The following is a 22,870-nucleotide window of genomic DNA, read 5'->3' as shown; positions in this document are numbered from 1 at the left end:
GCCCGGCTGTTGCTGGCGCTTGGCCTCGCGCTGCTCGTGGGCCTGGGCGCCGCCACGATCGCCGAGGCGGGCGGCTTCGAAGGCGTCGCCAGTTGCGCGGGCTCCACTTGCCACGGCCGCAACGAGGGGGACGGCAAGGCGGTGCGTCAGGATGAGCTGCGCATCTGGCAGGAGCCTTCCAGCAAGACCGGGGCACACAGCCGCGCCGCCGCCGTGCTCGATACCGCGCGCGGCCAGCGCATCGCCACCGCGCTGGGGCTGGGCCGCGCGGGCTCGGCCCCGGCCTGCCTGGGCTGCCATTCCACCAATGCGCCTGGCGAAGCGCGCGGCGGGCGCTATCTCGCCGCCGACGGCGTGGGCTGCGAATCCTGCCACGGCGCGGCCTCGGGCTGGCTTTCCAGTCATTATGCCGTGCCCGCGAGCCACGCCTCGAACGTGGCGGCCGGCATGATCGCGCTTGACCGGCCGCAAGTGCGCGCCGCTGTCTGCCTCGATTGCCATTTCGGCAGCGACAAGCCCGGCCAGTTCGTCACCCACGCGATGATGGCGGCGGGGCACCCGCGCGTCTCGTTCGAGCTGGACCTGTTCTCCTCGCTGCAGCAGCACTACGACGTCGATGACGACTACGTGAAGCGCAAGGGCCGGCCCGACAGCGTCCAGACCTGGGCGATCGGACAGGCCGAAGCGGTCAAGCGCTCGACCCGGCTTTTCGCCAATCCCCGGTTCGGCAGCGAAGGGCTGTTTCCGCAATTCTATTTCTACGATTGCCATAGCTGCCACCGCCGGATCAGCGACAACCCGGCCGCCCGGCGCACGTTCGAGGTCAATCCGGCGCGGCCCATCCCCTTCGGCAATCCGCCCTACAATGACGAGAACATCATCATGCTCTCGGCCGTGGCCAGCGTGCTCGCGCCCGGTCCGGGCGCCCGCTTCGATGCCGCCGCGCGCCAGTTCCACGCCGCCATGGCCGAAGGGCGTCCGCAGGCCGTCGCCGCCGCGCAGCAGCTGGGCGCCGCCGCCGATGCCTTGTCCGATGCGATCGCGGCGCGCGGCTATGGCGGCGATGCCGCGTTCCAGGTGGTCGCGGCGATTGCCGGCAAGGCGATCGCGCCGCGCTTCACCGATTATGCCGGCTCGGCCCAGGCGGTCATGGCGGTCGATACCCTGCTCAACGCCATGGTGCGCGAGGACCGCGTCACGCTGGGCGCGGCGGCCGGCATCCGCGCCAGCATCAATCGCGCCTATGCCGCCGTGGGCAGCCCGGAGCGCTATGATCCCGCCACGTTCCGCGCCGCGCTGGGCAATGCCGCGCGCGGCATCGCGGCGTTGCGCTGATGGGCAGACCCGTCCGTTCGCTGGGGACGGCCGCGCTCCTGCTGGTCGCGGCGTGTGGCGGCGGCGATGGCGGCACGGGCGGAGGTGGCGGTTCGACGCCCGGCCCGACGCCGGCACCGGGCCCCGCCGGTGTTCCCGGCACCGCGATCGAGGAATACGCCGCGCCCACGCAGCTTGCGCTCTCGGCCACGGACACCGGCAGGATCGTCGCGCAGGCGGCCGCGCAGGCCCGGCAAGCGGGCCACCCGGCGACGATCGCGGTGGTCGATCGGGTGGGCAACGTGCTTGCCGTCTTCCGTATGACCGGCGCGCCCGGCACGGTGAAGATCCCCGATGCGCCCAACCGCCAGAACGTGGACGTGCAGGGCCTTGACGTACCGTCACAGGCCGCCGCGATCGCCAAGGCCATCACGGGCGCTTACCTGTCGAGCGCGGGCAATGCCTTCACCACGCGCACCGCCAGCCAGATCGTGCAGCCGCATTTCCCGCCGGCGCCCAGCACGGTCGGGCTGGAAAGCGGGCCGCTGTTCGGCGTGCAGTTCAGCCAGCTTCCCTGCTCGGACCTGGCCGCGCGCTTTCCGGGCACCGCCAGCCCCGACGCGCTGATCGGGCCCAAGCGCTCGCCCCTCGGCCTCTCGGCCGATCCGGGCGGCTTCCCGCTCTACAAGGACGGCGTGCTGGTGGGCGGCATCGGCGTGAGCGCCGATCCCGACTACGCCTTCGATCCCGATATCCTCGATACCGATGCCGATATCGACGAGCAGATCGCGCTCGCCGGCACGCTGGGCTTCGCAGCGCCTGAGGCTATCCGTGCCGACCGGATCTATGTCGATGGCACGCAATTGCGCTATTCGGATGCCGCTTACGCCAGCCTGTTCAACGTCACCGGCGCGACTTACGCGCAGACCGATCCGGCGCTGGGCGCGATGCTGGCGGTGCGCGGCTATTTCAGCGCGAACGCGCCGTTGGCGGGCACGGCTTACGGCACGGAAGCCTCGGGCGTGCGCCAGGCGACCACCGCCGAATTCGCCGATCGCGACGCTTTCATCCTCACCGACGGCAGCGGCGCCAACCGCTTCCCGATCCGCGCGGGCACCGACGGGGCGGACATCGCCCAGCCGATCACCGCCGCCGAGGCGCGCGCGCTGCTGGAGGAAGCCTTCCAGATCATGACGCGCGCGCGGGCGCAGATCCGCCAGCCGCTCGACAGCCGCGCGCAAGTGACGATCTCGCTGGTCGATACGCGCGGACAAGTGCTGGGCGTGGTGCGCGCGCCCGATGCGCCGATCTTCGGCACCGATGTCTCGCTGCAGAAGGCGCGCACCGCCGCGTTCTTTTCGGGCGCCCATGCCGGGCCGGACCTGCTGGCCGATCCCAGTGCCGACGTGCGTGGCTTCGTCGGCAAGCTGCGCACGTTCCTCAACGATCCGGCCGCGCTGACCGGCGCGTTCGCTTTCGCGGATCGTTCGGGCGGCAACCTGTCGCGGCCCTATTTCCCCGATGGCGAGGTCGGCAATCCGCCCGGCCCGCTCTCGCGCCCGATCGAGCAGTTCAACCCGTTCTCCACCGGGCTGCAATCGGCGCTGGTCTTCGCCAACCTTGGCCAGCACCTGGCTTATGTGCTCGGCCAGTCGAACGCCGATACGCCGCGGCGCTGCACCGCCTTGCCCGAAGTCGCGCCCGGCCAGAGTCGGCTGCAGAACGGCATCCAGATCTTCCCCGGCTCGGTCCCGATCTATCGCGGCGGCACGCTGATCGGTGGGCTCGGCGTTTCGGGCGACGGCATCGACCAGGATGACATGATCAGCTTCCTGGGCGCACACAATGCCGGGGCCAGGCTCGGCACGCTGGGCAATGCCCCGGCCGAAATCCGCGCCGACACGATCGTGGTCAACGTGGGCGGCAAGCCGGTGCGGCTGCGCTATGTCAGTTGCCCCTTCGCGCCGTTCCTCGACAGCGCGGCGCAGAACGTCTGCCAGGGGCTGTGATGGCGATCCCCGCGCTCACGCTTCCCCTGCTGCTGGCCCAGCCGATAGCCGATGTCGCGCCGCCGCCCGCCGTGGCCTCGCCCGAGTCGCCGCCACCGGACGAACCGGCCGAGGACTTCCCGCCGCCCGAAGAGGATGCCGCCGACGCCGGGGAGCAGCCGATCATGGACCCGCCCGGCGTCGATCCCGCGCCCGACGATGTCGATCCCACGATCATCCAGGGCCGCCGCCGCCCCGGCTACGACCCGCGCCTGCCCGGCCGGATCACGCAGGACAATCCCGGCGCGGTGCGCGCGCCGCCGCCCGAGGCCTTTCCCACCGATCAGGTGCCGATCCCCGACCGCTGGCGGCTGATCGAGACGCTGGGCGTGGTCAAGGAACGCTGGTTCGATCCCTATCACCAGAACACCTACAAGGGCGACCGGCCGATCGATCGGGCCAGGGTGCCTTGGCTGCCGATCCAGGGTGACGACTGGTTCTTCGTCGCCAGCGCGATTTCCGACACGGTGCTGGAGCCGCGTACCTTCCCGATTCCGGTCGGCGTGCAGACCACCGAGCGGCCCGGCAGCCTGGACGTGTTCGGCAAGGACGCGAGCTTCGTCTTCTCGCAAAGTTTCATCGCCGGGGTGGCGCTGATCAAGGGCAACACGGCGTTCAAGCCGCCCGAGATCGAGTACCGCCTGACGCTGGCGTTCAATTACAGCTACGTCAACGTGCCCGAACGGCGCGTGCTGCATGTCGAGCCGTCCAGGGCCTCGCACCGCGCCGACCATTTCCTGGGGGTGCAGGAAGCCTTCGTCGATTATCATATCCGCAACGTCTCCGACCGCTATGATTTCGATTCGATCCGCGTCGGCGTGCAGCCGTTCCAGGCGGACTTTCGCGGCTTCCTGTTCAACGACAGCCAGCTTGGCGTGCGCCTGTTCGGCAATCGCGACAACAACCGCTTCCAGTACAATCTCGCCGCGTTCTGGCGGCTGGAGAAGGACACCAACAGCGGGCTCAATTCAGTGGTGCAGCGTCCGCGCGACGATTTCCTGTTCATCGTCAATGTCTATCGCCAGGACTTCCTGATCCCGGCGCTGACCAGCCAGATCACGATCGCCTACAACCGCAACCGCGAGGGCGACGAGATCGAGGTCGACGACAACGGCTTCCCGGTGCGCCCGGCGCTGCTCGGAACGCTGCGGGGCCGCGATTACGACGTGGTGTACCTGGGCTACAACGCCGATGGCCGGATCGGCCGGCTCAACCTCACCGCCTCGGCCTATGCCGCGCTGGGGCAGGACCGCAACAGCTTCTTCACCGACGAGAAGGCCGATATCCGCGCCTTCTTCGGCGCCGCCGAACTCAGCTATGACCGCGCCTGGACACGCTTCCGGCTCTCAGCGCTCTATGCCACCGGCGATCATGATCCCTACGACGACAAGGAAACCGGGTTCGACGCGGTGTTCGAGAACCCGGTCTTCGCCGGGGCGGACACCAGCTACTGGATCCGCCAGACCATCCCGTTCGCCGGCGGCGGCCGCGTGATCGGCATCAACGGCCGCAACGGCATCCTCAATTCGCTGCGCTCGTCGAAGGAACAGGGCCAGTCGAACTTCAACAATCCGGGCACGATGCTGCTCGGCGCAGGCGCGGACTTCGACCTCACTCCCGAGTTCCGCCTGTCGGTCAACTCCAACCACTTGTGGTTCGAGAACACCGTGACGCTGGAGACGCTGCGCAACGAAGGCTCGATCCCGAGGGACATCGGCTGGGATTTGTCGGCCTCGGCGATCTGGCGGCCTAAGGCGACGCAGAACATCGTCGCCCGGCTCTCCGCCGCCGCCCTGCTGCCGGGCAGCGGCTTTCGCGACCTGTTCGACAACGCCAACGACAACCGGAACTACTATTCCGTGCTGGCCAACGTGATCGTGACGTACTGATGCGGCGCCTGGGCCACCTCTTCCTGTTGCTCGCCATCGCTCTGGCCACCCTGGCGATCCCGGCCGGCCGCCTGCTGGCGAGCGACGAGGAAAAGCCGGTCGCGCGCGATTATGCACGCGTCACCGCGCTGCCCGCGCCCGCGCGCCAGAGCGCGGACGACGTGCGGACGAAATCGGCCGGCTGCATGAGCTGCCACACCGCGTCCGATTCGGTGAGTATGCACGCCACGCCGGCGGTGAAGCTGGGCTGCACCGATTGCCACGGCGGCAATGCCCGGATCGTGGGCCGCCCCGAGCTGGGCTTCGACCATCCCGACTACATCGCCGCGCGCGAGCAGGCGCATGTCCTGCCCAAATACCCGAAATCCTGGCACTATCCCGCTTCGGCCAATCCCGAGCGGAGCTATACTCTGCTCAATCGCGAGGCGCCCGAATTCGTCCGTTTCGTCAATCCCGGCGATTACCGCGTGGCGCGCGAGGCGTGCGGGGCCTGCCATCTGCCGGTGATCGAGGCGGCGGAACGCTCGCTGATGGCATCGGGCGCGATGCTGTGGGGCGGCGCGGCCTATAACAACGGCATCGTCCCCTTCAAGAACTACATCTTCGGCGAAAGCTATACGCGTGAAGGGGAGCCGGCGAAGATCGTCTCGCCGGGCGATCCGCCGGGCACGCTGACGCCCGAACAGCAGGCGCGCGGCGCGCTGGCCGCGCTCTATCCGCTGCCGCGCTGGAACGTCATCCCGCCGGGCGACGTGTTCCGCGTGTTCGAGCGTGGCGGGCGCAACATCGGCACCCAGTTCGCCGAGATCGGCCTGCCCAATCCCACCGGCAGCATCCAGCGGCTGGAGGAGCCGGGCCGGCCCGACCTGAAGCAATCCAGCCGGGGGCCGGGCACGGGGCTGCGGGTGGCGATCCCCGCGCTCAATATCCACAAGACGCGCCTCAACGATCCCTACACCTGGTTCATGGGCACCAACGACCAGCCGGGCGACTATCGCAGTTCGGGGTGCAGCGCCTGCCACGTGATCTATGCCAACGATCGCGAGCCGCGCCACAGCCTGATCTACGCTCCGCTGGGCCGCGACGGCCAGTCGATCACGCGCGATCCGGCCATCGCCGCGCTGAAACAGCGCGCGGCCGATGATGGCCACGGCGGCGGTCACGGCGCGCTGAAAGGCGCGGAGGGGCATGGCGACGGCGGCGACGGCCTGGCCGATGCGCCCGACGACCGCGAGAAGGGCCACCCGCTGCAGCATGTGTTCACCCGCGCGATCCCCACCGCGCAGTGCATGAACTGCCACATGCACCAGCCGAACATCTTCCTGAACAGCTACCTTGGCTACACCATGTGGGAGTATGAGTCCGACGCGCCGCACATGTGGCCGGAACAACAGAAGTACCCGACGGCGGCCGAAATCCACCAGGTGCTGGAGCGCAATCCCGAGGCCGCCTCGCCCAAGGGCAAGTGGGCCGATCTCGATTTCCTGCGCAACGTCTATGACCTCAACCCCGGGCTGAAGGACACCCAGTTCGCCGATTATCATGGCCACGGCTGGAACTTCCGGGGCATCTTCAAGCGCGATCGCGACGGCAATCTGCTCGACGCCGATGGCAACATGGCGACTTACGGCACCGACAAGGCACACATCGTCGATCCCGACGATCCCGAGAAATGGCGCAAGGCGGGCGAAGGCAAGTTCGCGGCGGTCGGCACCAATCCCGGCAAGACCGTGCACATGATGGACATCCACGCCGAAAAGGGCCTGCAATGCGCCGATTGCCACTTCGCGCAGGACGCGCACGGCAGCGGCTTCATCTATGGCGAAGTGGCCAACGCGGTGGAGATCGGCTGCAAGGATTGCCACGGCACCGCCGATGCCTATCCCACGCTGATCACGTCGGGCCCGGCCGCGCCGCCCAAGGGCAACAACCTGACGTTGCTGCGCAACCCCGATGGCAAGCGCCGCTTCGAATGGCGCAGTGACGGCTTTGGCCGCAAGCACCTGATCCAGCGCTCGATCGTCGATCCGCGCCTCCAGTGGGAGGTCAGCCTGGTCAAGAACGCGGTCGATCCCGCCTCGCCCGAGTTCAATGCGAAGTCGGCGCGCGCCAAGCTGATGAGCAAGTCCGGCGCCGAGGACGGCAGCTTCGGCTTCGGCCCCGGCGTGCCGCTGGCAGACCGGGCGCACAAGGACGGCGAGATGGCGTGCTTCACTTGCCACCTTTCCTGGACCACGAGCTGCGGCGGCTGCCACTTGCCGATCGAGGCGAACTGGAAGACCAGGATGCACCACTACGAGGGCGAGGAGACGCGCAATTTCGCGACCTACAACCCGCAAGTGGCGCGCGACGAGATGTTCCAGCTCGGCAAGCACATGACGACCAAGGGCAACGAGGTCGCGCCGATCCGCTCGACCTCGGCGCTGGTGCTGTCGTCCACCAACCTCAACCGTGAGCGCATCTATATCCAGCAGCCGCCGATCAGCGCGGCGGGCTTTTCCAGCCAGGCCTTCGCGCCGCATTTCCCGCACACCGTGCGGCTGACCGAGACCAAGACCTGCAGCGATTGCCACTTGTCCGCCCAGGACGACAACAACGCGATCATGGCGCAGACGCTGCTGCTGGGCACCAATTTCGTCAACTTCGTCGGGATGAACGCCTGGGTGGGCCTGGCCGGCGGGTTCGAGGCGGTGCGCGTCACCGAATGGGACGAGCCGCAGGCGGTGATCGGATCGTACCTCCAGAAATACGCCTATCCCGATTATTACCGGATGCACGTGGAGGACAATCACCGCGAACTGAAGGACTGGACGCGCGGCAAGACCTTCGACGCGAAGCTTTCGGGCGAGACCCATCCGATCGAGCCGTTCCGCAACGTGGTGCAGGGCACCAGTGGCGCGGTCGGCTGCCTGCAGATGCGCGGCGAATACATGTTCGTGGCCGAAGGCAAGGGCGGCTTCCGCGTCTATGACATCGCCTCGGTCGCCAACAAGGGCTTCTCCGACGCGGTGATCAGCGCGCCGTTCTCGCCGCTGGGGCAGGACACGCGGGTCAGGACGACGAACGCCACCTGCATGGCGCTGCCGACCAACCAGGCGATCGCGCCGACCCGCAACCGCATGATGGCCGAAACCGGCATCAAGGATGCGGCGGGCCATCCGATGATGAAGGCCGATGGCAGCCCATTGACGCTGCGCGATGCCAACCAGGAACAGCCGTTCCTGCCGATCTACAGCTATGCCGCCGTCACCGACAGCGTCGAGGGCCTGATCATGGTCAACGTCGAATCGCTGGCCGACGGCGAGTTCCGCAACAACAGGCTGGAACGCGCCGTCACCTGGAACCCGGACAACGTGCTCAAGGGCGCGCGGCACATCGTGCTGGCGGGCGAGGTGGCCTATGTCACCGCCGATGCCGGTCTGGTGGTGGTGGACCTGAAAGACCCGCTGCATCCCCGGCTCGCCGCCGTGCGTCCGCTCGGCGATGCGCGGGCCAGCGCGGTGCAGTTCCGCTATCTCTGGGTGACGGACCGTGAGGGCCTCAAGCTGTTCGACGTGACCGACTTGCGCAATCCGGTGGCGGTGCCTGCGGGCACGGTGCCGCTGGCCGATGCGCGGCGGATCTACCTTGCCCGCACTTACGCTTATGTCGCGGCCGGGCCGGAAGGGCTGGTGATCATTGACGTGACGCGGCCGATGGCGCCGGTGGTCTACCGCAAGGTGACGTTCGACGGGCAGCTCAACGATGCCCGGGACGTGATCGTGGGCACCACCAATGCCTCGCTGTTCGCCTATGTCGCCGATGGGCGCAACGGGCTCAAGGTGATCCAGCTCACCTCGCCCGCCAGCCAGCCGAATTTCTATGGCTTCTCGCCCGCCCCCATGCCCGAGCTGATCGCCTGGGCGCGCACCCCCATGCCCGCGCTGGCGCTGTCCAAGGGGCTCGATCGCGATCGCGGCGTGGACGAGACCGGGGGCCAGATGGCGGTGTTCGGCCGCGTCGGCTCGCGCCCCTTCACCCGGCCCGAGATGGAGCGCCTGTTCATGACCGGGCGCGGCGTGCCGTTCAAGGTTTCCGATGACGTCGACATGGCGGCCTGGCGGCCGGCGCGGTAGGGTCGGTCAGGATCTGCTGACCGCTCAGCCTTCGCCGCGTTCCTTTTCGATCAGTTGCACCACGCGCAGGAAGTTCGCGTCATAGCGGGCCAGCACGGCCGCGTCGGTGACGGCTTCGCTGTGCGAGACCACGCGCCTGCCGTCCCAGCGGTGCAGCGCGAAGACCGGCGGCTCGTCGGTGATCATCGCCCGGCCGTCAGGCACGCGCAAGTCGATCGGCGTCAGGTCGAGCGCGGCGGCGGGCGCGGTCGATCCGACGACGGTATAGGCCACGCTGTCCAGCACGGTGTGGATGGTGCGGTGCAAGTGGCCCGAGATCACCCCGCCCACTTGCGCGTGGCCGGCGATCGCCTCGCGGAAGCGGCCGATCCAGCTTTCGTCCTCGTCGCTGTCCAGCCAGACCAGCCCGGATGCGAACGGCGGGTGATGCATCACCAGCAGCGTCGGCGTATCGGGATGGGCGGACAGCTCGGCATCCAGCCAGCGCGCGCGGGTTTCGCAGAAAGCACCGCCGTGCCGGCCTTCCTCCAGCGTATCGAGCACGATCAGGCGCAGGCCCTGCGCTTCCAGCGCATACTGGACGAAGCCGTCCGCCGCCGGAACCTGCGGATAGGCGGCCAGCAGCGCCGCGCGCACGTCATGGTTGCCCACCGCCGGCCAGATCGGGAACGGGCAGACCGAAAGCGCCTCGTTCAGCAGGGCATAGCTTTGCGCATCGCCATATTCGGTGAGATCGCCCGTCAGCAGCAGCAGGTCGGGCTCGTCCGGGCCTTCGATCAGGCGCTGCACCACGGCTTTCAGCCGGCGCATGTTGTATTCGTCCGGGTTGCCCCGGTCGAAGCCGATATGAATGTCGGTAAGCTGGGCGATCAGCACGCCCGGCCCCGATCCCGCCTTGCGATCCGTGCGACCATCAGCTTCGCGTCCTTCGGCCTTCCTCCACCGCGCCTTGCGCCGTGGTGTGATAGCCATGGCACATCGCGCAGCCCGATGGCACCTTGGCGCTGCGCGCATCCTCACCCAGATGGCAGGTGCGGCAATCCTTGATGCCGGGCAGCAGCAGGTCGCTCGCGCTGGTGGAAGCCCTGGCGGCGTGGCAGCTGGCGCAAGGTTCCTGCTTGTGCGCCGCGTGATCGAACCAGCCGTGCGCCATATAGCGCGATGGCAGCGTCACCGGCAGCACGCCGGGCTTGCCGCCCGCGAAGGTCGGCCGGTGGCATTCGCCGCAGATGCCGTCCCGCGAAAGCGCGGTGCGCACTTGCAGCCCCTGCCACACCGGCGCGGAGAAGTTGAAGCTGTACGTGCCGCCATCGGCATATTCGCCGGGGCGGCGGCGCGGGTTGGGCAGCGGGCGGGTGATGTCGGCGGCGGTAAGGTCGGCGATCACCTGATCGACATCGCCATGCTTCAGCCGGCGGAACACGCCGCCCACCTTGTCATAGGCCAGGCTGTGGCAGCCTTCGCAATCGCGCTCCATGTCGATCGGCTTGAAACGGATGCCGTCCTCGGTCTTGTGGTGGCAATCCTGGCATTGCAGCCCGTTCCGGCCGTACCCGCGCTCGGCGCCGATGTTGCCCGCCATGCGCGCCGCGCCGCCCAGCGGATCGAGGTGCAGCTTGTGCGGGAAGAACAGCCCGTTGTCCTCGCGCGGGTGGCGGTCGAGCGAGACGGCGGCGGTGCGGCGCGTCGCCGGATCGACCACGATCGCCGGAGTGAACTGCGGGTGCAGCTTGCCGAAATCGCCGGCATCGCCCAGCCGCGTATCGGCGAGGCTGGTCTTGAGTTGGCCGTGGCAATCGGCGCAGAACTGCTGCGAAGGGGCCGTCAGCTTGACCGGCCCCTGATGCTCGGCATGACAATCCTGGCAGGCTCCGGGCCCTTCCTTGCCGAACGCATGGGCGACGGCCTGGAGGAAGCGCGGCCCCAGCGGCTGGTTGCCGCGCGCGGCGGCGAGCCGGGCGGGATCGGCATGGTCGTGCACGTCCCGGTGGCAGGAGCGGCAGGTTTCATCGCGCACCGATTCGAACGCACGGACGTGGCAAGCCTCGCAGCGATCGGCAAGCTGGTGGTGGGCAAGGCTCAGCTCGCCGGGATTCCAGCCGGCATCGCCGATCACGGTCTGCCGGGCCGTGACGTCGCGCGTCAGGTGGCTGACGATCGGCACCGCCAGGAACGCCAGCAGGATGACGATGGCCAGCGCCCAGGAAACGCCGCGCTTGCCCGGCAGCACGCCGGCGAGCGAGAAGCCGCGCTTTTCCTCCAGATCGCCCGATCGCGTCGCCGCGGTATCGGTCTGCCGCACGGTCAGGAGCACGTCGGCCCCTTCGCGCGCGACGGTGATGCGATAGGTGCCGAAGCCCAGCTCGGCGCTGCCCCGGCTGTCGATCGAGGCTTGCCGGGTATCGACGCCGTCCAGCGTGAAGCCCAGCGAGCCCACGGTATCGACATCGACCCGCCCGTCCTCGCGCTCGGTCATGGTCGCATGTCGGGGTTCGACGGCGAGGTCGGGCAAGTGGACGTCGTTCTCGGCCGCGCGGCCGATGGTCAGGCTGGGGCCGGGAAGCGCGCGATCGCGCACGATCTCGCGGCCGGTCGCGGTCAGCTCGATCGTGCGGAGCGTGAAACTCATCGGTCCGCCCTACCAGTAGTAGAAGACGCTGATGATGTGCGCGAGCAGGGCCGCGAGCAGCGCGATCGTCGCGGGCACATGCACATAGAGCCAGACTTCGAGCAGGGCCTTCAGCCGCATGTGGCGGCGCAGGCGCTCAAGCTGGGCCATGCGGCGGACCAGCAGCTTTTCCACCCGGTCGATCGCCGCGTCGCCCGGCCCGGCGCGGGCCAGGCCCAGGATCGCCTTTCGCGTGGCGCAATGCGCATAATGGCCGGACAGCCGCTGCCACAGCCCGGCATCGAACGGGCTTTCGGCCAGCGCGGCCAGCACCAGATCCGCTTGCGCCCGCGCCAGCGGCTGGGCCGCGTCGTTGAGCTGGCGATCGAGCGCGCGGATCGAATCGACCATCTGGCCCTGCGTCATCTGCTCGCGATTGGTGCTGAGCGCCGAAGGCAGCGTGGCATAGACGTAGATGCCGAACAGGCCCGAAAGGATCACCAGCATCATCAGCGCATAGGCCAGCGTGTGCACGTTCCAGCCGAGCTGGAAGCCGGTGTGCAGCGTGGCCACGACGATCAGCGATAGGCCAAGGTAGACGTGCGCCGAAGTCCAGGCCTTGAGCGACCAGCGCCCGGCGGTTATCGCCCGCTTGCGGATGCCCAGCAGCGAGAGCCAGACGATCAGCAGCGCGCCGATCGTGCCCAGCACATAGCCCAGCCAGGTGCCGCCGCCGGGGCGCGGCTTCACGTCGGCGGCGAAGTAGGCGACCAGGCACACCAGACACAGCACGGTCGCGATCTTGAGCCAGCGGAAGCGCCGGTGGCGCAGGAAGCTTTCGTGGCTGGTCACGCGATCGCGGCTGGTCCCCGTCGCTTTCGTTTCGGGGACCGAGGCCATCAGGCGTCTTCCCCCAGCCTGGTCACGGTCAGGAAGCCTTCGGGCGAAACGCGGATCGCCGCCCCGGTCGGGCAGGCGCGCACGCACGAAGGGCCGCCCTCGATCCCGGCGCACATGTCGCACTTGATCGCCCGCTTGGGGCTCTCGACACCCTCGGCGTGCTTCTTGCGCCAGAGCTTGGGCGGCTCGCCCGGCCCCGGCCCCTTGCCGAGGAACAGCCACGAGAGCAGCGAGGGCTTCTTCGGCGGCACGCTGTCCATGCGGATCACGCCATAGGGACAATTGCGCTGGCAATTGCCGCAGCCGATGCAGGTATCGTCGATGAACACTTCGCCGTCGACGCCGCGCCGGATCGCGTTGGGCGGGCAATCGGCCATGCAGTGCGGGTGCTCGCAGTGGCGGCACGAAGTCGGCACGTGGAGGTGCGCGTAAGTCGTGCCCGCCTCGCGGTCGAGCCGCGAGAGGCCGTCATGGCTGTCGGCGCAGGCGCGCTCGCAATTGTCACAGCCGACGCAGAGCGTCTCGTCGATCAGCAGCACGTCGGTCGCCTCGCCGATGCCGTTGTCGACAAGGAACTGCGCGGTCTGCGAATACATGTCGACGACGCTGGAGAAGTTCTCCTTGCGCCCCTCGATGAAGTCGTTGACCTCGCGCCGCTTCTCCATCGCGCCCAGCGTCTTGCGCTTCAGCTCGGGCTTGCGGTCGAGCAGGCGGACGAAGGCGTCGCCGGGCAGCCGGATCACTTCGGAACGGATCGCCGCGCGCACCGTCGCCGAGCGGCGCGAGCCGTCGATCACCGCCATCTCGCCCACATAGGAGCCGGCGGGCAGGTAGCTGAGGAACACCTCCTTGCCGGCGATATTGCGCTCCACGATCATCGAACCGCGCCGGACGATGTAGATGTCGTTGCCTTCGTCGCCTTCCTTGAGGACCACCGCGCCCGCGCGCTTTTCCTCCACCGTCGCGCCGTCGACCAGCTCGGCGACGTCTTCCGTGGTGAGGCCCGAGCCGAAGATCTGGAGCAGCTGGCGCTCGATGGCGATGCGGTTGACCGCGCGCGCGGCGGGCGGCGCGGTGGCGATGAGCTTGAGCGCGGCGGTGCGCGACAGCTCGACGACGATCAGATCCTCGGCGGCGCGGATCGTCGCGCCGCGCCGCCGGCCCGAGATCAGGCCGACTTCGCCGAAGATCGAGCCTTCCGCGATCGGCACCACCTTGCCCGGATCGTCCTTGTCGACCTCGACCAGCACCGAGCCGTTGGCGATGGCGAAGAGCGATGAGCCGGGCGCGTTGCGCTCGAACACCGCCTGCCCCTTGGTGAAGCTTTTCACCCGGCTGTCGAGCATCAGCTCGCGCAATTGCAGCGGCGAAAGTTCCTTGAAGATCTCGATCCGGCTGCCGAACAGGTCCAGCCATTCCTCGACGCTGCGATTGCCCGGCAGCGGAGCGAACTTCTCGGCCAGGATCGGCTCGTCGGCGGGCTTCAGCGTGGTGTTGCCGTTGAGGAATTCGACGACATCATAGCCCTGGTTCATGCAGTGCTTGATCAGCGGATAGCCCGCCAGCGCGCCGATCACGTGGATGCCGGGCCGCGTCGTTTCGAACACCGGCGAGAGCACCGGGAAAGCCTCGCGCTCGGGGCTGGTGAAGGCGATGCCGCAAGCCTCGACGAAGGCGCGCGGCGGGGCCGAGCCGGTGCGGGCGATGATCCGGTCGCAGGGAATCGTCTCCTGCCCGTCGCGCGTATCGAGCACCAGCTCGCCCGCGCGCACTTCGGCGGGGCTGGTCTCGGTGCGCACGATGATCCGGCCCGCAGCGCCGGCTTCCTGCAACAGCTCGACATTGGCCTTCTTGGCGCGGGCGAAGTCGGCGCTGCGGTTGAGGATGGTGACGATGTTGCCCTGCGCCGGATCGGCGGCAAGGCCCAGGGCGTTCTCGATCCCGGCGTCGCCCGAACCGATCACGGTGATGTGCTCGTCGATATATTCGGTGGGATCGTCAAGCTGGTACTGGATGTGCGGCATGTCCGCGCCGGGGCAGCGCAGGCGGTTGGGATTGCCCTGCGTGCCGATGGCCAGGATCACCGCCTCGGCCACGATCGTGCCGCCGCCTTTCAGCTTCAGCGTGAACGCGCCCTCCTCGCCCTCGATCGCGGTGACTTCGGCATTGTAGCGGACATGGATCGCGAGGCCGGCGGCCTGATCGTCCCAGATGCCGAGGATCGCCTCGCGCTTGCCGGCATCGAAAGCGAGATCGGAGCGCAGCACCAGCGTGGCGGGCGTCGCCATGACGTGCTTGCCCTTCTGGTACTTGTAGATCGTGTCCGACAAGTGGGCGGTCTTTTCGATCAGCACGTGCGACATGCCGAGCTGCGCGGCGCGGCCGGCCGCGCTCAGGCCCGCCGGGCCTGAGCCGACAATGGCAAGACGCACGCGAGCTTCCACCCCAATACCCCCGGTCCCGACCCGTCAGGCGATTGCAAAAGTGCCGCGACTTGCGCAAATCCCCAGTGCAAAGTCCGGCGGCAAACCATCGGGCCATCTCTACAGTAATGAACGGTTATCCTTCATGACACAACACGCCGCGAAAACTTTCCCGGCCGGCAGGATACTGCTGGTGATCGCGGCGATGGCGGCCGCATTTGCCATCGTCTTCGCCATTTCGCACCGCCGCGATCCGGCGCCGGAAGACGTACCGGCCAGCACGGCGCCAGCGGACGCGACAGGCCTGATCGCCGCGCTGGAAAAGCAGACGGCGGCCAATCCCAAGGACGGCGCGGCCTGGGCCCGGCTGGGCATGGCCTACTTCGCGCAAAGCCGCTTCGCCGATGCCGTGCGCGCCTATGAGCGGGCAAGCCTGATCGATCCGGGCGATGCGGCGGCCTGGTCGGCGCTGGGCGAGGCGCGGGTCATGGCCAGCGCGCGCGATCCGATGCCGGCGGCGGCGGCGCAAGCTTTCGAAAAGGCGGTGGCGATCGATCCGAAAGACCCGCGCGCGCGCTATTTCCTGGCGGTGAGGAAGGATCTGACCGGCGATCACAAGGGGGCGATCGTCGATTGGCTGACGCTGCTGGAAGACACTCCCGCCGATGCCCCGTGGCGCGCGGATCTGGTGCGCACGATCGAGCAGGTGGGCAAGATCAACCGGATCGACGTGACCGGCCGGCTCGCCGCTGCCAGCGCGCAATCGCCGCCGGCCGCGCGCCCGCCCGTCGCCGCGCCCATCGCTGCACAGGGCATTCCCGGCCCCACCGCGCAGGATCTGGCCGGCGCCTCGCGCATTCCGCCCAGCCAGCAGCGCGAGATGGCGCAAGGCATGGTCGATCGGCTGGAAACCCGGCTGAAAGGCGATCCGGCCAATGTCGATGGCTGGATCATGCTGATGCGCAGCCGAATGACGCTGGGCGAGCCCGACAAGGCCGCCGGGGCGCTGGCCGAAGCGGTCGCGGCCAATCCCGGCAAGGCCGATTACCTGCGCCAGCAGGCGGCGATTTTGGGCGTGAAGTAGGCCGGGGGCCGCGCGGACGACAGGCCTTTTTCTCGTCATCCTGAACGTGTTTCAGAAATGATCGGGCCAACGGCTTCGGCCGCGCGATGGATGCTGAACCGAGTTCAGCATGACGCACGAGAGGCGGTTGCGGCGCGCTAGGAAAAGATCGTCCAGAACTTGTCGCGGTTCTCGAACAGGAACACCGCGAAGGCCAGCACCAGCCCGATGCGGAACGCGTGGAAGGCATAGGCGAGGAAGCGATACTTCTTGTGCTGCAGCACCATGCCGTTCTGGTAGATGTCGCGCAGCATCGTGCTCAGGACACGGCCGTCGGTCTCCAGGAGCGGCATCACCCGCGCGACGAATTCCTCCTGCGGGAAGCCGGTGAAGACTCCGAAGAACAGCAGGTTCACATTGGCGTCATCGCTCAGCCGGGGCGGCGCGTACTTGGGGACGACCGCGATCATCGCCAGCATCGCCGAGATAAACGCGGTGAAGGCCAGGATCAGCAGCGAGAGGCGGTAATGGCCGCCGCCGAACGCGCCGATCGCCAGCGTGAACACCAGGAAATTGGCACCCATCAGGATATTGGCCTTCTGGTCGGCCATCTGGCTGAGCGCCATGTGATTGGTCATCGCGGTGCGCACCAGATGCACGGCGTGCACCGAATAGGTTCCCTCGTCATAATCGCGCAGGCCCGGAGGCGGCGGCGCCGTTCCGGGCATTTCGCGGGTATCGGCCATCCGTGCGCTCTCAGACGACGCCGAAGGCGAGCATTGCGTCCGCGACCTTCTTGAAGCCGGCGATGTTCGCGCCCTTCACATAGTCGCAATAGCCGCCATCCTGCCGGCCATAAGTCATGCAGCGTTCGTGGATGCCGGCCATGATGTCCTTCAGCATCTGCTGGAGTTCCTCTTCCTTCCACGCGCGCCGCTCGGAATTCTGGCTCATTTCCAGGCCGGAGACGGCAACGCCGCCGGCATTGGCCGCCTTGCCCGGCGCGTAGAGCAGCCTGGCCGCCTTGAACACGTGCACCCCGTCAAGGTCGGTGGGCATGTTGGCCCCTTCGGACACCGCCATGCAGCCATTGGCCACCAGTGTGCGGGCATCCTCGCCCAAAAGCTCGTTCTGCGTGGCGCAAGGCAGGGCGACATCGCAAGGCACCCCCCAGGGCGTCTTGCCGGGATGGAAGCTGGCGTTCTCGAATTCCTCGCAATAGTCCTGGATGCGACCGCGCCGGTGCGTCTTGTGCGCCTTCACCCAGTCGATCTTCTCCTGGGTGATGCCGTCGGGATCATGGATGAAGCCGCCCGAATCGGACAGCGTCACCACCTTGCCGCCCAGCTGCGTGATCTTCTCGGCGGCGTGGGTGGCGACATTGCCCGAGCCGGACACCACCGCCGTCTTGCCGACCAGGCCGTCATCCCTGGTCGCCAGCATCTCGGCGAGGAAATAGACCGCGCCGTATCCGGTCGCCTCGGGCCGGATCAGCGAGCCGCCGTATTCCAGCCCCTTGCCCGTCAGCACGCCGGTGAACTGGTTGGTGATGCGCTTGTACTGGCCGAACATGAAGCCGATCTCGCGCCCGCCCACGCCGATGTCGCCCGCCGGCACGTCCACGTCGGCGCCGATGTGGCGATAGAGTTCGGTCATGAACGACTGGCAGAAGCGCATGATCTCACGCACGCTCTTGCCCTTGGGGTTGAAGTTGGATCCGCCCTTGCCGCCGCCCATCGGCAAGCCGGTGAGCGCGTTCTTGAACGTCTGCTCGAAAGCGAGGAACTTCAGCACGCTTTCAGTCACGCTCGGGTGGAAGCGGATGCCGCCCTTGTAGGGTCCGATCGCGTTGTTGTTCTGCACGCGCCAGCCGCGCTGGACGCGGATGTTGCCGGCATCGTCCTCCCAGCAGACGCGGAACGAGACCACCCGGTCAGGCTCGGAGATCCGGCGCAGGATCTGCTGCGCGTGGTATTCCTCCTTGTCTTCCATGAAATCGAAGATGTCCTCGGCCACTTCCTGGACCGCCTGGACGAATTCGGGCTGATAGGGGTTGCGGCGCTTCACGCCTTCCATGAAGCCGTTGAAATCAACGTGATCGGTGATCGCCATCTGTCTTCCCCCTTTTGTCTGGCCAGGCCAGCGAAGACTCTGTCGGCCAATTTGCTGCGGACAAGACGATACTTGCCCCACGGCGGGGCGTACAGGCGGAATATAGCCAGGCCGAATATAGGCAGGCCGAATATGGCGAGGAAAGTCGGGGAAGCGGGCTTGCCCCGGGGCGCGGATGTTACCCGGCGGCGGCCTGCTGGATGCCTGAAACGATCGCGCCGGCGCCGAACAGGATGAACACGCCGATGATCACGGTGGCGCCAAAGCGCCAGTTCATCCGCCCGGTCAGCATCATGAAGCCGACGGCGGCCACGGCCATCACCGCGACGGCGGTGGCGACATTGCCCAGCAGCGTGCCTTGCAGCCAGGCCAGCGCGGCGACGATCGGGCCGCTGCCGGCCGGATCGGTGGTGGCCTGCGCGAAAGCGGGGCGGGCAGGCAGCGCGAACAGCGCGGCCAGGAACGACGGAACGGTCTTGCGGGTCATCATTTGCGCACCGGATCGGTGAGCCGCGACATGATCGCCGCGACATAAAGCTGGGTTTCGCGAATCGCGGGAATGCCGCCGGCCTTCTGCACGCGGGCGGGGCCGGCGTTATAGGCGGCCAGCGCCTTTTCCAGATCGCCGCCGAAGGCATCGAGCTGCATCCGCAGATAGCGCGCGCCGCCTTCCAGGTTGGCGAAGGGATCGCCCGAATTGACCCCCATCTGCCGCGCGGTGCCGGGCATGAGCTGCGCCAGGCCGCGCGCGCCGGCGGGCGACACCGCGCCTTCGTTCCAGCGGCTTTCCTGCCAGACGACCGCTTCGAGCAGGGTAGGGCTGATATCGTACTTCGCGGCGATCTGCGCCACTTGCGCGCGCCAGCGGGCCGGGCCCGCGGCATCGAGCACTTGCGTGAAGGATTGCGGGTGCAGCGCGGCATCGGCAACGGCAGGGGCACCATCGGCGGCCAGCGCGTCGCCCTGTTCCAGCAGTTCCACCACCGGGGCCGGGCCGCCGGCGACCCATTCGTAGCCGCCCTTGCCGACTTCGAGCACGTCCGCGCTCGCCGATCCGGGCATGGCGCAGGCCAGCGCCACAAGACCGGCCGATATCCCTTGCACAAGCTTCAACGAATCGATCCCCATCGCAAACCGAGGCCGCCGCCAGATATCGCATTCGCGCCCGCGCTGCCAACCAGGGACTGCCCAGACGCGGCTTGCGCCGCCGGGGCGGGGGAAAGTGGTGCTGCTGGGGAGGATTGAACTCCCGACCTCACCCTTACCAAGGGTGCGCTCTACCACTGAGCTACAGCAGCGCTCTCGTCCGGGTGTCTCTAGCAGAGGTGGGCCGGGCAGGCGCGCGCTATTGTCCGTGAGGGGCGCAAATGTCAAGCGCGGCTTGCGCGGTGGCGCCGTGGATGGCATGGGCGGGTGATGGTCGCCAAGGAACCCGGCAAGGAACCCAGGCCCAGCCGCGAGGAGCGGCTGGCCGCCAAGCTGCGCGAGAACCTGCACCGCCGCAAGGCGCGGGCGCGCGCGACAACTCCCGCGGGCGACACCGCGCGCGATAATGGCAAAAACGATTCGCCCGCCCTTCCCAAATCGCCGCCGCAAAGCTAGGGCGTGGCGCTCCTGAATAGAGGAGCGCCGATCTTGCCCCGCCTGATCCTTGTCCGCCACGGCCAGAGCCAGTGGAACCTCGAAAACCGCTTCACCGGCTGGTGGGATGTCGACCTGACCGAAAAGGGCGAGGAAGAGGCGCGCGCCGCCGGCCGCCTGCTGGCCGAAAAGGGCCTGCTGCCCACCGTCGCCTTCACCTCGCTGCAGACGCGCGCGATCAAGACGCTGCATTTCGCGCTGGAAGCTGCCGGCCTGCTGTGGATACCCGAAACCAAGGACTGGCGGCTCAACGAACGCCACTATGGCGGCCTCACCGGGCTGAACAAGGCCGAGACCGCCGCGCTGCACGGTGACGAACAGGTCAAGATCTGGCGTCGCAGCTTCGATACGCCGCCGCCGGTGCTGGAATACGGCAGCGCGTTCGATCTTTCCACCGACCCGCGCTATGCCGGGATCGCCGTGCCGCAGACCGAAAGCCTGAAGGACACGATCGCGCGCGTGCTGCCTTATTACGAAGGCTCGATCGTGCCGCACTTGCGCGCGGGCGCGACCGTGCTGGTCTCGGCGCACGGCAATTCGTTGCGCGCGCTGGTCAAGCACCTGTCGGGCATTTCGGACGCGGAGATCACGGGTCTGGAGATCCCGACCGGCCAGCCGATCGTCTATGACCTTGCCGACGATCTCGCGGTGCTTGACCGCTATTACCTCTCGGAGCGTTGAGATGGGCGCGGCGCCTGTCGCGCCTGTCGCCATCGTCATGGGCAGCCAGTCCGACTGGCCGACGATGCAGCGCGCCGCCGTCATGCTCGATGCGCTGGGCGTGGCCTATGACGCGCGGATCGTTTCGGCGCACCGCACGCCGCAGCGCCTGGTCGCTTTCGCGCAAGGGGCGGAGGGCGAGGGGTTCAAGGTGATCATCGCCGGCGCGGGCGGCGCGGCGCACTTGCCCGGCATGATCGCGGCGATGACGCATCTGCCGGTGCTGGGCGTGCCGGTCCAGTCCAAGGCCTTGTCGGGGCAGGACAGCCTGCTCTCGATCGTGCAGATGCCCGCCGGCATTCCGGTGGGCACGCTGGCGATCGGCGAGGCGGGCGCGGCCAATGCCGGGCTGCTCGCCGCCGCCATCCTGGCGACGGGCGATGCCGCCCTTGCCGAACGCCTCAAGGCTTTCCGCGCCGAGCAGACCGCGGCCGTGGCCGAACGGCCCGCCTGATTTCGCAGCCATGACCTTGCATTCATGATCCCGCGTCCATGATTCCTCCAGGCGAAACCATCGGCATCCTGGGCGGCGGCCAGCTTGGCCGGATGCTGGCCATGGCCGCGGCCCAGCTCGGCTATCGCTGCCATATCTACGCGCCCGAGCCGGACAGCATCGCCGCCGAAGTCAGCGCCGCGTTCACCTGCGCCGCCTGGGACGATGCCGGGGCCATGGCCCGCTTTGCCGCCGATTGCGCGGTGGTGACGTACGAGTTCGAGAATGTCGCGGTGGGCCCGCTGGCGGCGCTGGGCGATGTGCCGCTGCGCCCCAATGCGCGCGCGCTGGAAGTGGCGCAGGATCGCCTCAGCGAAAAGCGCTTCGTCATCGCGCAGGGCGGCACGCCCGCCCGGTTCGCCCCGGTCGGCGGCGCGGCGGAGCTTGCCGCTGCCATCGGCGCCATCGGCACGCCCGGCGTCCTCAAGACCCGGCGCGAGGGCTATGACGGCAAGGGCCAGTGGCGCATCGCCGCGCCCGAGGATGCGCGGGCGATCGCCTTGCCGGCCCGGCCCCTGATCTACGAAGCCTTCATCGATTTCTTCGCCGAATTTTCGGTGATCCTGTGCCGGGGCGAGGACGGCGATATCCGCTTCTTCGATTCGGCCGAGAACGTCCATGTCGGCGGCATCCTCGCGCGCTCCAGCGTGCCGGCCTCGCCGGTGGTGGAAGTGCAGGTTCCCGCCGCGCGCGCGCTGGCGGCCCGGGTCGCCGCCGCGCTGGACTATGTCGGCGTGCTCACGCTCGAATTCTTCGCCACGGCCGATGGCCCGGTGTTCAACGAGATGGCGCCGCGCGTGCACAATTCGGGCCACTGGACGATCGAGGGCGCGGTGACGTCGCAGTTCGAAAACCACGTGCGCGCGATCTGCGGGCTGCCGCTGGGCGATACCGGGCTGGCGGCCAGGGCGGTCGAGATGCGCAACGTGATCGGCGATGCGGCCGAGGACTGGCCGGCGATCCTGGCCGATCCGGCAAATCACTTGCACCTTTATGGCAAGGCGGCGGCGCACCCCGGGCGCAAGATGGGCCACGTCACGCGGCTGACGCTGGCCTGATGGCCCGCGATCCGGTCCTGATCTACGCCCGCGCCGCCAACGGCACGATCGGCCGCGATGGCGCGCTGCCCTGGCACATCCCGGCCGATCTCAAGCGGTTCAAGGCGCTGACCATGGGCAAGCCGATGATCATGGGCCGCAAGACTTTCGCCAGCTTTCCCAAGCCCCTGCCCGGCCGGCGCCATATCGTGCTGACGCGCGATTCCCACTGGCGGGCGCCCGGCGCCGAGATCGCGCATTCGCTGGCCGAGGCGCTGGCGCTGGCCGGAGACGGCGAGGTGGCGGTGATCGGCGGGGCGGAAGTCTATGCCGCCTTCCTGCCGCTGGCCCGGCGCATCGAGCTGACCGAAATCCATGCCGACTATCCGGGGGATACGCATATGCCCGCGCTCGGCGCCGAATGGCGCGAAACCGTCCGTGAAGCGCACCCGGCCGAAGATGGCAGGCCCGGCTACGCTTTCGTGACGCTCGTGCGCGACTTATAGG

General features: G+C 68.2%; 18 protein-coding genes and 1 tRNA gene. 10 read left to right on the top strand and 9 right to left on the bottom strand.

Annotated features, from left to right (window positions below; all coding sequences use genetic code 11):
* The first annotated feature begins 6 nt into the window (after window positions 1-6).
* The 4 genes from PYV00_RS08010 to PYV00_RS07995 are packed head-to-tail and all read left to right on the top strand — an operon-like array spanning window position 7 to window position 9,366.
* Window positions 7-1,335, top strand: a complete 1,329-nt coding sequence (locus tag PYV00_RS08010) for a multiheme c-type cytochrome (protein ID WP_428981620.1) — start codon at window positions 7-9, stop codon at window positions 1,333-1,335.
* Complete coding sequence (locus PYV00_RS08005) at window positions 1,335-3,323, top strand: heme-binding protein (RefSeq protein ID WP_275227761.1); 1,989 nt, start codon at window positions 1,335-1,337, stop codon at window positions 3,321-3,323. Before PYV00_RS08010 ends, PYV00_RS08005 begins: the two co-directional genes overlap by 1 nt.
* Window positions 3,323-5,251 carry a hypothetical protein gene (locus PYV00_RS08000; RefSeq protein ID WP_275227760.1) on the top strand — a complete coding sequence of 643 codons (1,929 nt, stop codon included), beginning with the start codon at window positions 3,323-3,325 and terminating at the stop codon, window positions 5,249-5,251. The genes PYV00_RS08005 and PYV00_RS08000 overlap by 1 nt, the downstream gene beginning before the upstream one ends.
* A complete protein-coding gene (locus tag PYV00_RS07995; protein WP_275227759.1) occupies window positions 5,251-9,366 on the top strand; it encodes an LVIVD repeat-containing protein in 4,116 nt (1,371 codons plus the stop codon). Before PYV00_RS08000 ends, PYV00_RS07995 begins: the two co-directional genes overlap by 1 nt.
* A 24-nt stretch (window positions 9,367-9,390) precedes the next feature.
* Here PYV00_RS07995 and PYV00_RS07990 read toward each other — a convergent pair whose 3' ends face one another.
* From PYV00_RS07990 to PYV00_RS07975, 4 genes are read right to left on the bottom strand one after another with little or no spacing between them, the layout of a single operon-like run.
* A complete protein-coding gene (locus PYV00_RS07990; protein ID WP_342803801.1) occupies window positions 9,391-10,338 on the bottom strand; it encodes a metallophosphoesterase in 948 nt (315 codons plus the stop codon).
* Window positions 10,280-11,995, bottom strand: a complete 1,716-nt coding sequence (locus tag PYV00_RS07985; protein ID WP_275227758.1) for a cytochrome c3 family protein — start codon at window positions 11,993-11,995, stop codon at window positions 10,280-10,282. Before PYV00_RS07985 ends, PYV00_RS07990 begins: the two co-directional genes overlap by 59 nt.
* Before the next feature lie 9 nt (window positions 11,996-12,004).
* A complete protein-coding gene (locus PYV00_RS07980; protein WP_275227757.1) occupies window positions 12,005-12,874 on the bottom strand; it encodes a hypothetical protein in 870 nt (289 codons plus the stop codon).
* Window positions 12,874-15,318, bottom strand: a complete 2,445-nt coding sequence (locus tag PYV00_RS07975; RefSeq protein ID WP_275227756.1) for a cyclic nucleotide-binding domain-containing protein — start codon at window positions 15,316-15,318, stop codon at window positions 12,874-12,876. Before PYV00_RS07975 ends, PYV00_RS07980 begins: the two co-directional genes overlap by 1 nt.
* Before the next feature lie 124 nt (window positions 15,319-15,442).
* On the opposite strand from PYV00_RS07975, the gene PYV00_RS07970 reads away from it, so the two are divergent.
* Window positions 15,443-16,381 (top strand): tetratricopeptide repeat protein, encoded by a 939-nt coding sequence (locus PYV00_RS07970; protein ID WP_275227755.1) that lies wholly within the window; start codon window positions 15,443-15,445, stop codon window positions 16,379-16,381.
* 137 nt (window positions 16,382-16,518) lie between these two features.
* Here the strand turns inward: PYV00_RS07970 and PYV00_RS07965 are convergent, their stop codons facing one another.
* The 5 genes from PYV00_RS07965 to PYV00_RS07945 all read right to left on the bottom strand — a co-directional run bounded on the left by PYV00_RS07965 (window position 16,519) and on the right by PYV00_RS07945 (window position 19,770).
* Window positions 16,519-17,106, bottom strand: a complete 588-nt coding sequence (locus PYV00_RS07965) for a Pycsar system effector family protein (protein WP_275227754.1) — start codon at window positions 17,104-17,106, stop codon at window positions 16,519-16,521.
* 10 nt (window positions 17,107-17,116) lie between these two features.
* Window positions 17,117-18,472, bottom strand: a complete 1,356-nt coding sequence (gene gdhA, locus PYV00_RS07960) for an NADP-specific glutamate dehydrogenase (RefSeq protein ID WP_275227753.1) — start codon at window positions 18,470-18,472, stop codon at window positions 17,117-17,119.
* A 178-nt stretch (window positions 18,473-18,650) separates the two neighbouring features.
* A complete protein-coding gene (locus PYV00_RS07955; protein ID WP_275227752.1) occupies window positions 18,651-18,959 on the bottom strand; it encodes a TrbC/VirB2 family protein in 309 nt (102 codons plus the stop codon).
* On the bottom strand, window positions 18,959-19,585 hold the full coding sequence (locus tag PYV00_RS07950) for a lytic transglycosylase domain-containing protein (protein ID WP_428981616.1): 627 nt from the start codon (window positions 19,583-19,585) through the stop codon (window positions 18,959-18,961). Before PYV00_RS07950 ends, PYV00_RS07955 begins: the two co-directional genes overlap by 1 nt.
* A gap of 110 nt (window positions 19,586-19,695) precedes the next feature.
* A tRNA-Thr gene (locus tag PYV00_RS07945) sits at window positions 19,696-19,770 on the bottom strand.
* A gap of 118 nt (window positions 19,771-19,888) precedes the next feature.
* Here PYV00_RS07945 and PYV00_RS07940 point away from each other — a divergent pair.
* Genes PYV00_RS07940 through PYV00_RS07920 form a run of 5 tightly spaced genes read left to right on the top strand, consistent with a single transcriptional unit; the run spans window position 19,889 to window position 22,869 of the window.
* The gene (locus tag PYV00_RS07940) at window positions 19,889-20,074 is read left to right on the top strand and encodes a hypothetical protein (RefSeq protein WP_275227751.1); all 186 of its coding nucleotides are present in this window, start codon (window positions 19,889-19,891) and stop codon (window positions 20,072-20,074) included.
* 33 nt (window positions 20,075-20,107) lie between these two features.
* Window positions 20,108-20,794, top strand: a complete 687-nt coding sequence (gene gpmA, locus PYV00_RS07935) for a 2,3-diphosphoglycerate-dependent phosphoglycerate mutase (RefSeq protein WP_275227750.1) — start codon at window positions 20,108-20,110, stop codon at window positions 20,792-20,794.
* Window position 20,795: 1 nt separating this feature from the next.
* Window positions 20,796-21,287, top strand: coding sequence for a 5-(carboxyamino)imidazole ribonucleotide mutase (purE, locus tag PYV00_RS07930; RefSeq protein WP_275227749.1), 492 nt, complete (start codon window positions 20,796-20,798; stop codon window positions 21,285-21,287).
* Window positions 21,288-21,325: 38 nt separating this feature from the next.
* Entirely contained in the window at window positions 21,326-22,384 is a 1,059-nt protein-coding gene (locus PYV00_RS07925) for a 5-(carboxyamino)imidazole ribonucleotide synthase (protein WP_275227748.1), read from the top strand.
* Complete coding sequence (locus tag PYV00_RS07920; protein WP_275227747.1) at window positions 22,384-22,869, top strand: dihydrofolate reductase; 486 nt, start codon at window positions 22,384-22,386, stop codon at window positions 22,867-22,869. Before PYV00_RS07925 ends, PYV00_RS07920 begins: the two co-directional genes overlap by 1 nt.
* Window position 22,870: the final 1 nt, after the last annotated feature.

The organism is Novosphingobium album (ex Liu et al. 2023) (genome assembly GCF_029076845.1).
Taxonomy (GTDB): domain Bacteria; phylum Pseudomonadota; class Alphaproteobacteria; order Sphingomonadales; family Sphingomonadaceae; genus Novosphingobium.
The sequence above is the reverse complement of the archived record's forward strand: the minus strand, read 5'-3'. Positions and strand labels throughout refer to the sequence as shown.

Excerpts from the sequence above, each read along its gene's own strand:
- PYV00_RS08005 (WP_275227761.1), top strand. The coding sequence starts at position 1,335 with ATGGGCAGACCCGTCCGTTCGCTGGGGACGGCCGCGCTCCTGCTGGTC.
- PYV00_RS08000 (WP_275227760.1), top strand. The coding sequence starts at position 3,323 with ATGGCGATCCCCGCGCTCACGCTTCCCCTGCTGCTGGCCCAGCCGATA.
- PYV00_RS07995 (WP_275227759.1), top strand. The coding sequence starts at position 5,251 with ATGCGGCGCCTGGGCCACCTCTTCCTGTTGCTCGCCATCGCTCTGGCC.
- PYV00_RS07990 (WP_342803801.1), bottom strand. The coding sequence starts at position 10,338 with ATGGCTATCACACCACGGCGCAAGGCGCGGTGGAGGAAGGCCGAAGGA.
- PYV00_RS07985 (WP_275227758.1), bottom strand. The coding sequence starts at position 11,995 with ATGAGTTTCACGCTCCGCACGATCGAGCTGACCGCGACCGGCCGCGAG.
- PYV00_RS07980 (WP_275227757.1), bottom strand. The coding sequence starts at position 12,874 with ATGGCCTCGGTCCCCGAAACGAAAGCGACGGGGACCAGCCGCGATCGC.
- PYV00_RS07970 (WP_275227755.1), top strand. The coding sequence starts at position 15,443 with ATGACACAACACGCCGCGAAAACTTTCCCGGCCGGCAGGATACTGCTG.
- PYV00_RS07965 (WP_275227754.1), bottom strand. The coding sequence starts at position 17,106 with ATGGCCGATACCCGCGAAATGCCCGGAACGGCGCCGCCGCCTCCGGGC.
- gdhA (WP_275227753.1), bottom strand. The coding sequence starts at position 18,472 with ATGGCGATCACCGATCACGTTGATTTCAACGGCTTCATGGAAGGCGTG.
- PYV00_RS07955 (WP_275227752.1), bottom strand. The coding sequence starts at position 18,959 with ATGACCCGCAAGACCGTTCCGTCGTTCCTGGCCGCGCTGTTCGCGCTG.
- PYV00_RS07940 (WP_275227751.1), top strand. The coding sequence starts at position 19,889 with ATGGTCGCCAAGGAACCCGGCAAGGAACCCAGGCCCAGCCGCGAGGAG.
- purE (WP_275227749.1), top strand. The coding sequence starts at position 20,796 with ATGGGCGCGGCGCCTGTCGCGCCTGTCGCCATCGTCATGGGCAGCCAG.
- PYV00_RS07925 (WP_275227748.1), top strand. The coding sequence starts at position 21,326 with ATGATTCCTCCAGGCGAAACCATCGGCATCCTGGGCGGCGGCCAGCTT.
- PYV00_RS07920 (WP_275227747.1), top strand. The coding sequence starts at position 22,384 with ATGGCCCGCGATCCGGTCCTGATCTACGCCCGCGCCGCCAACGGCACG.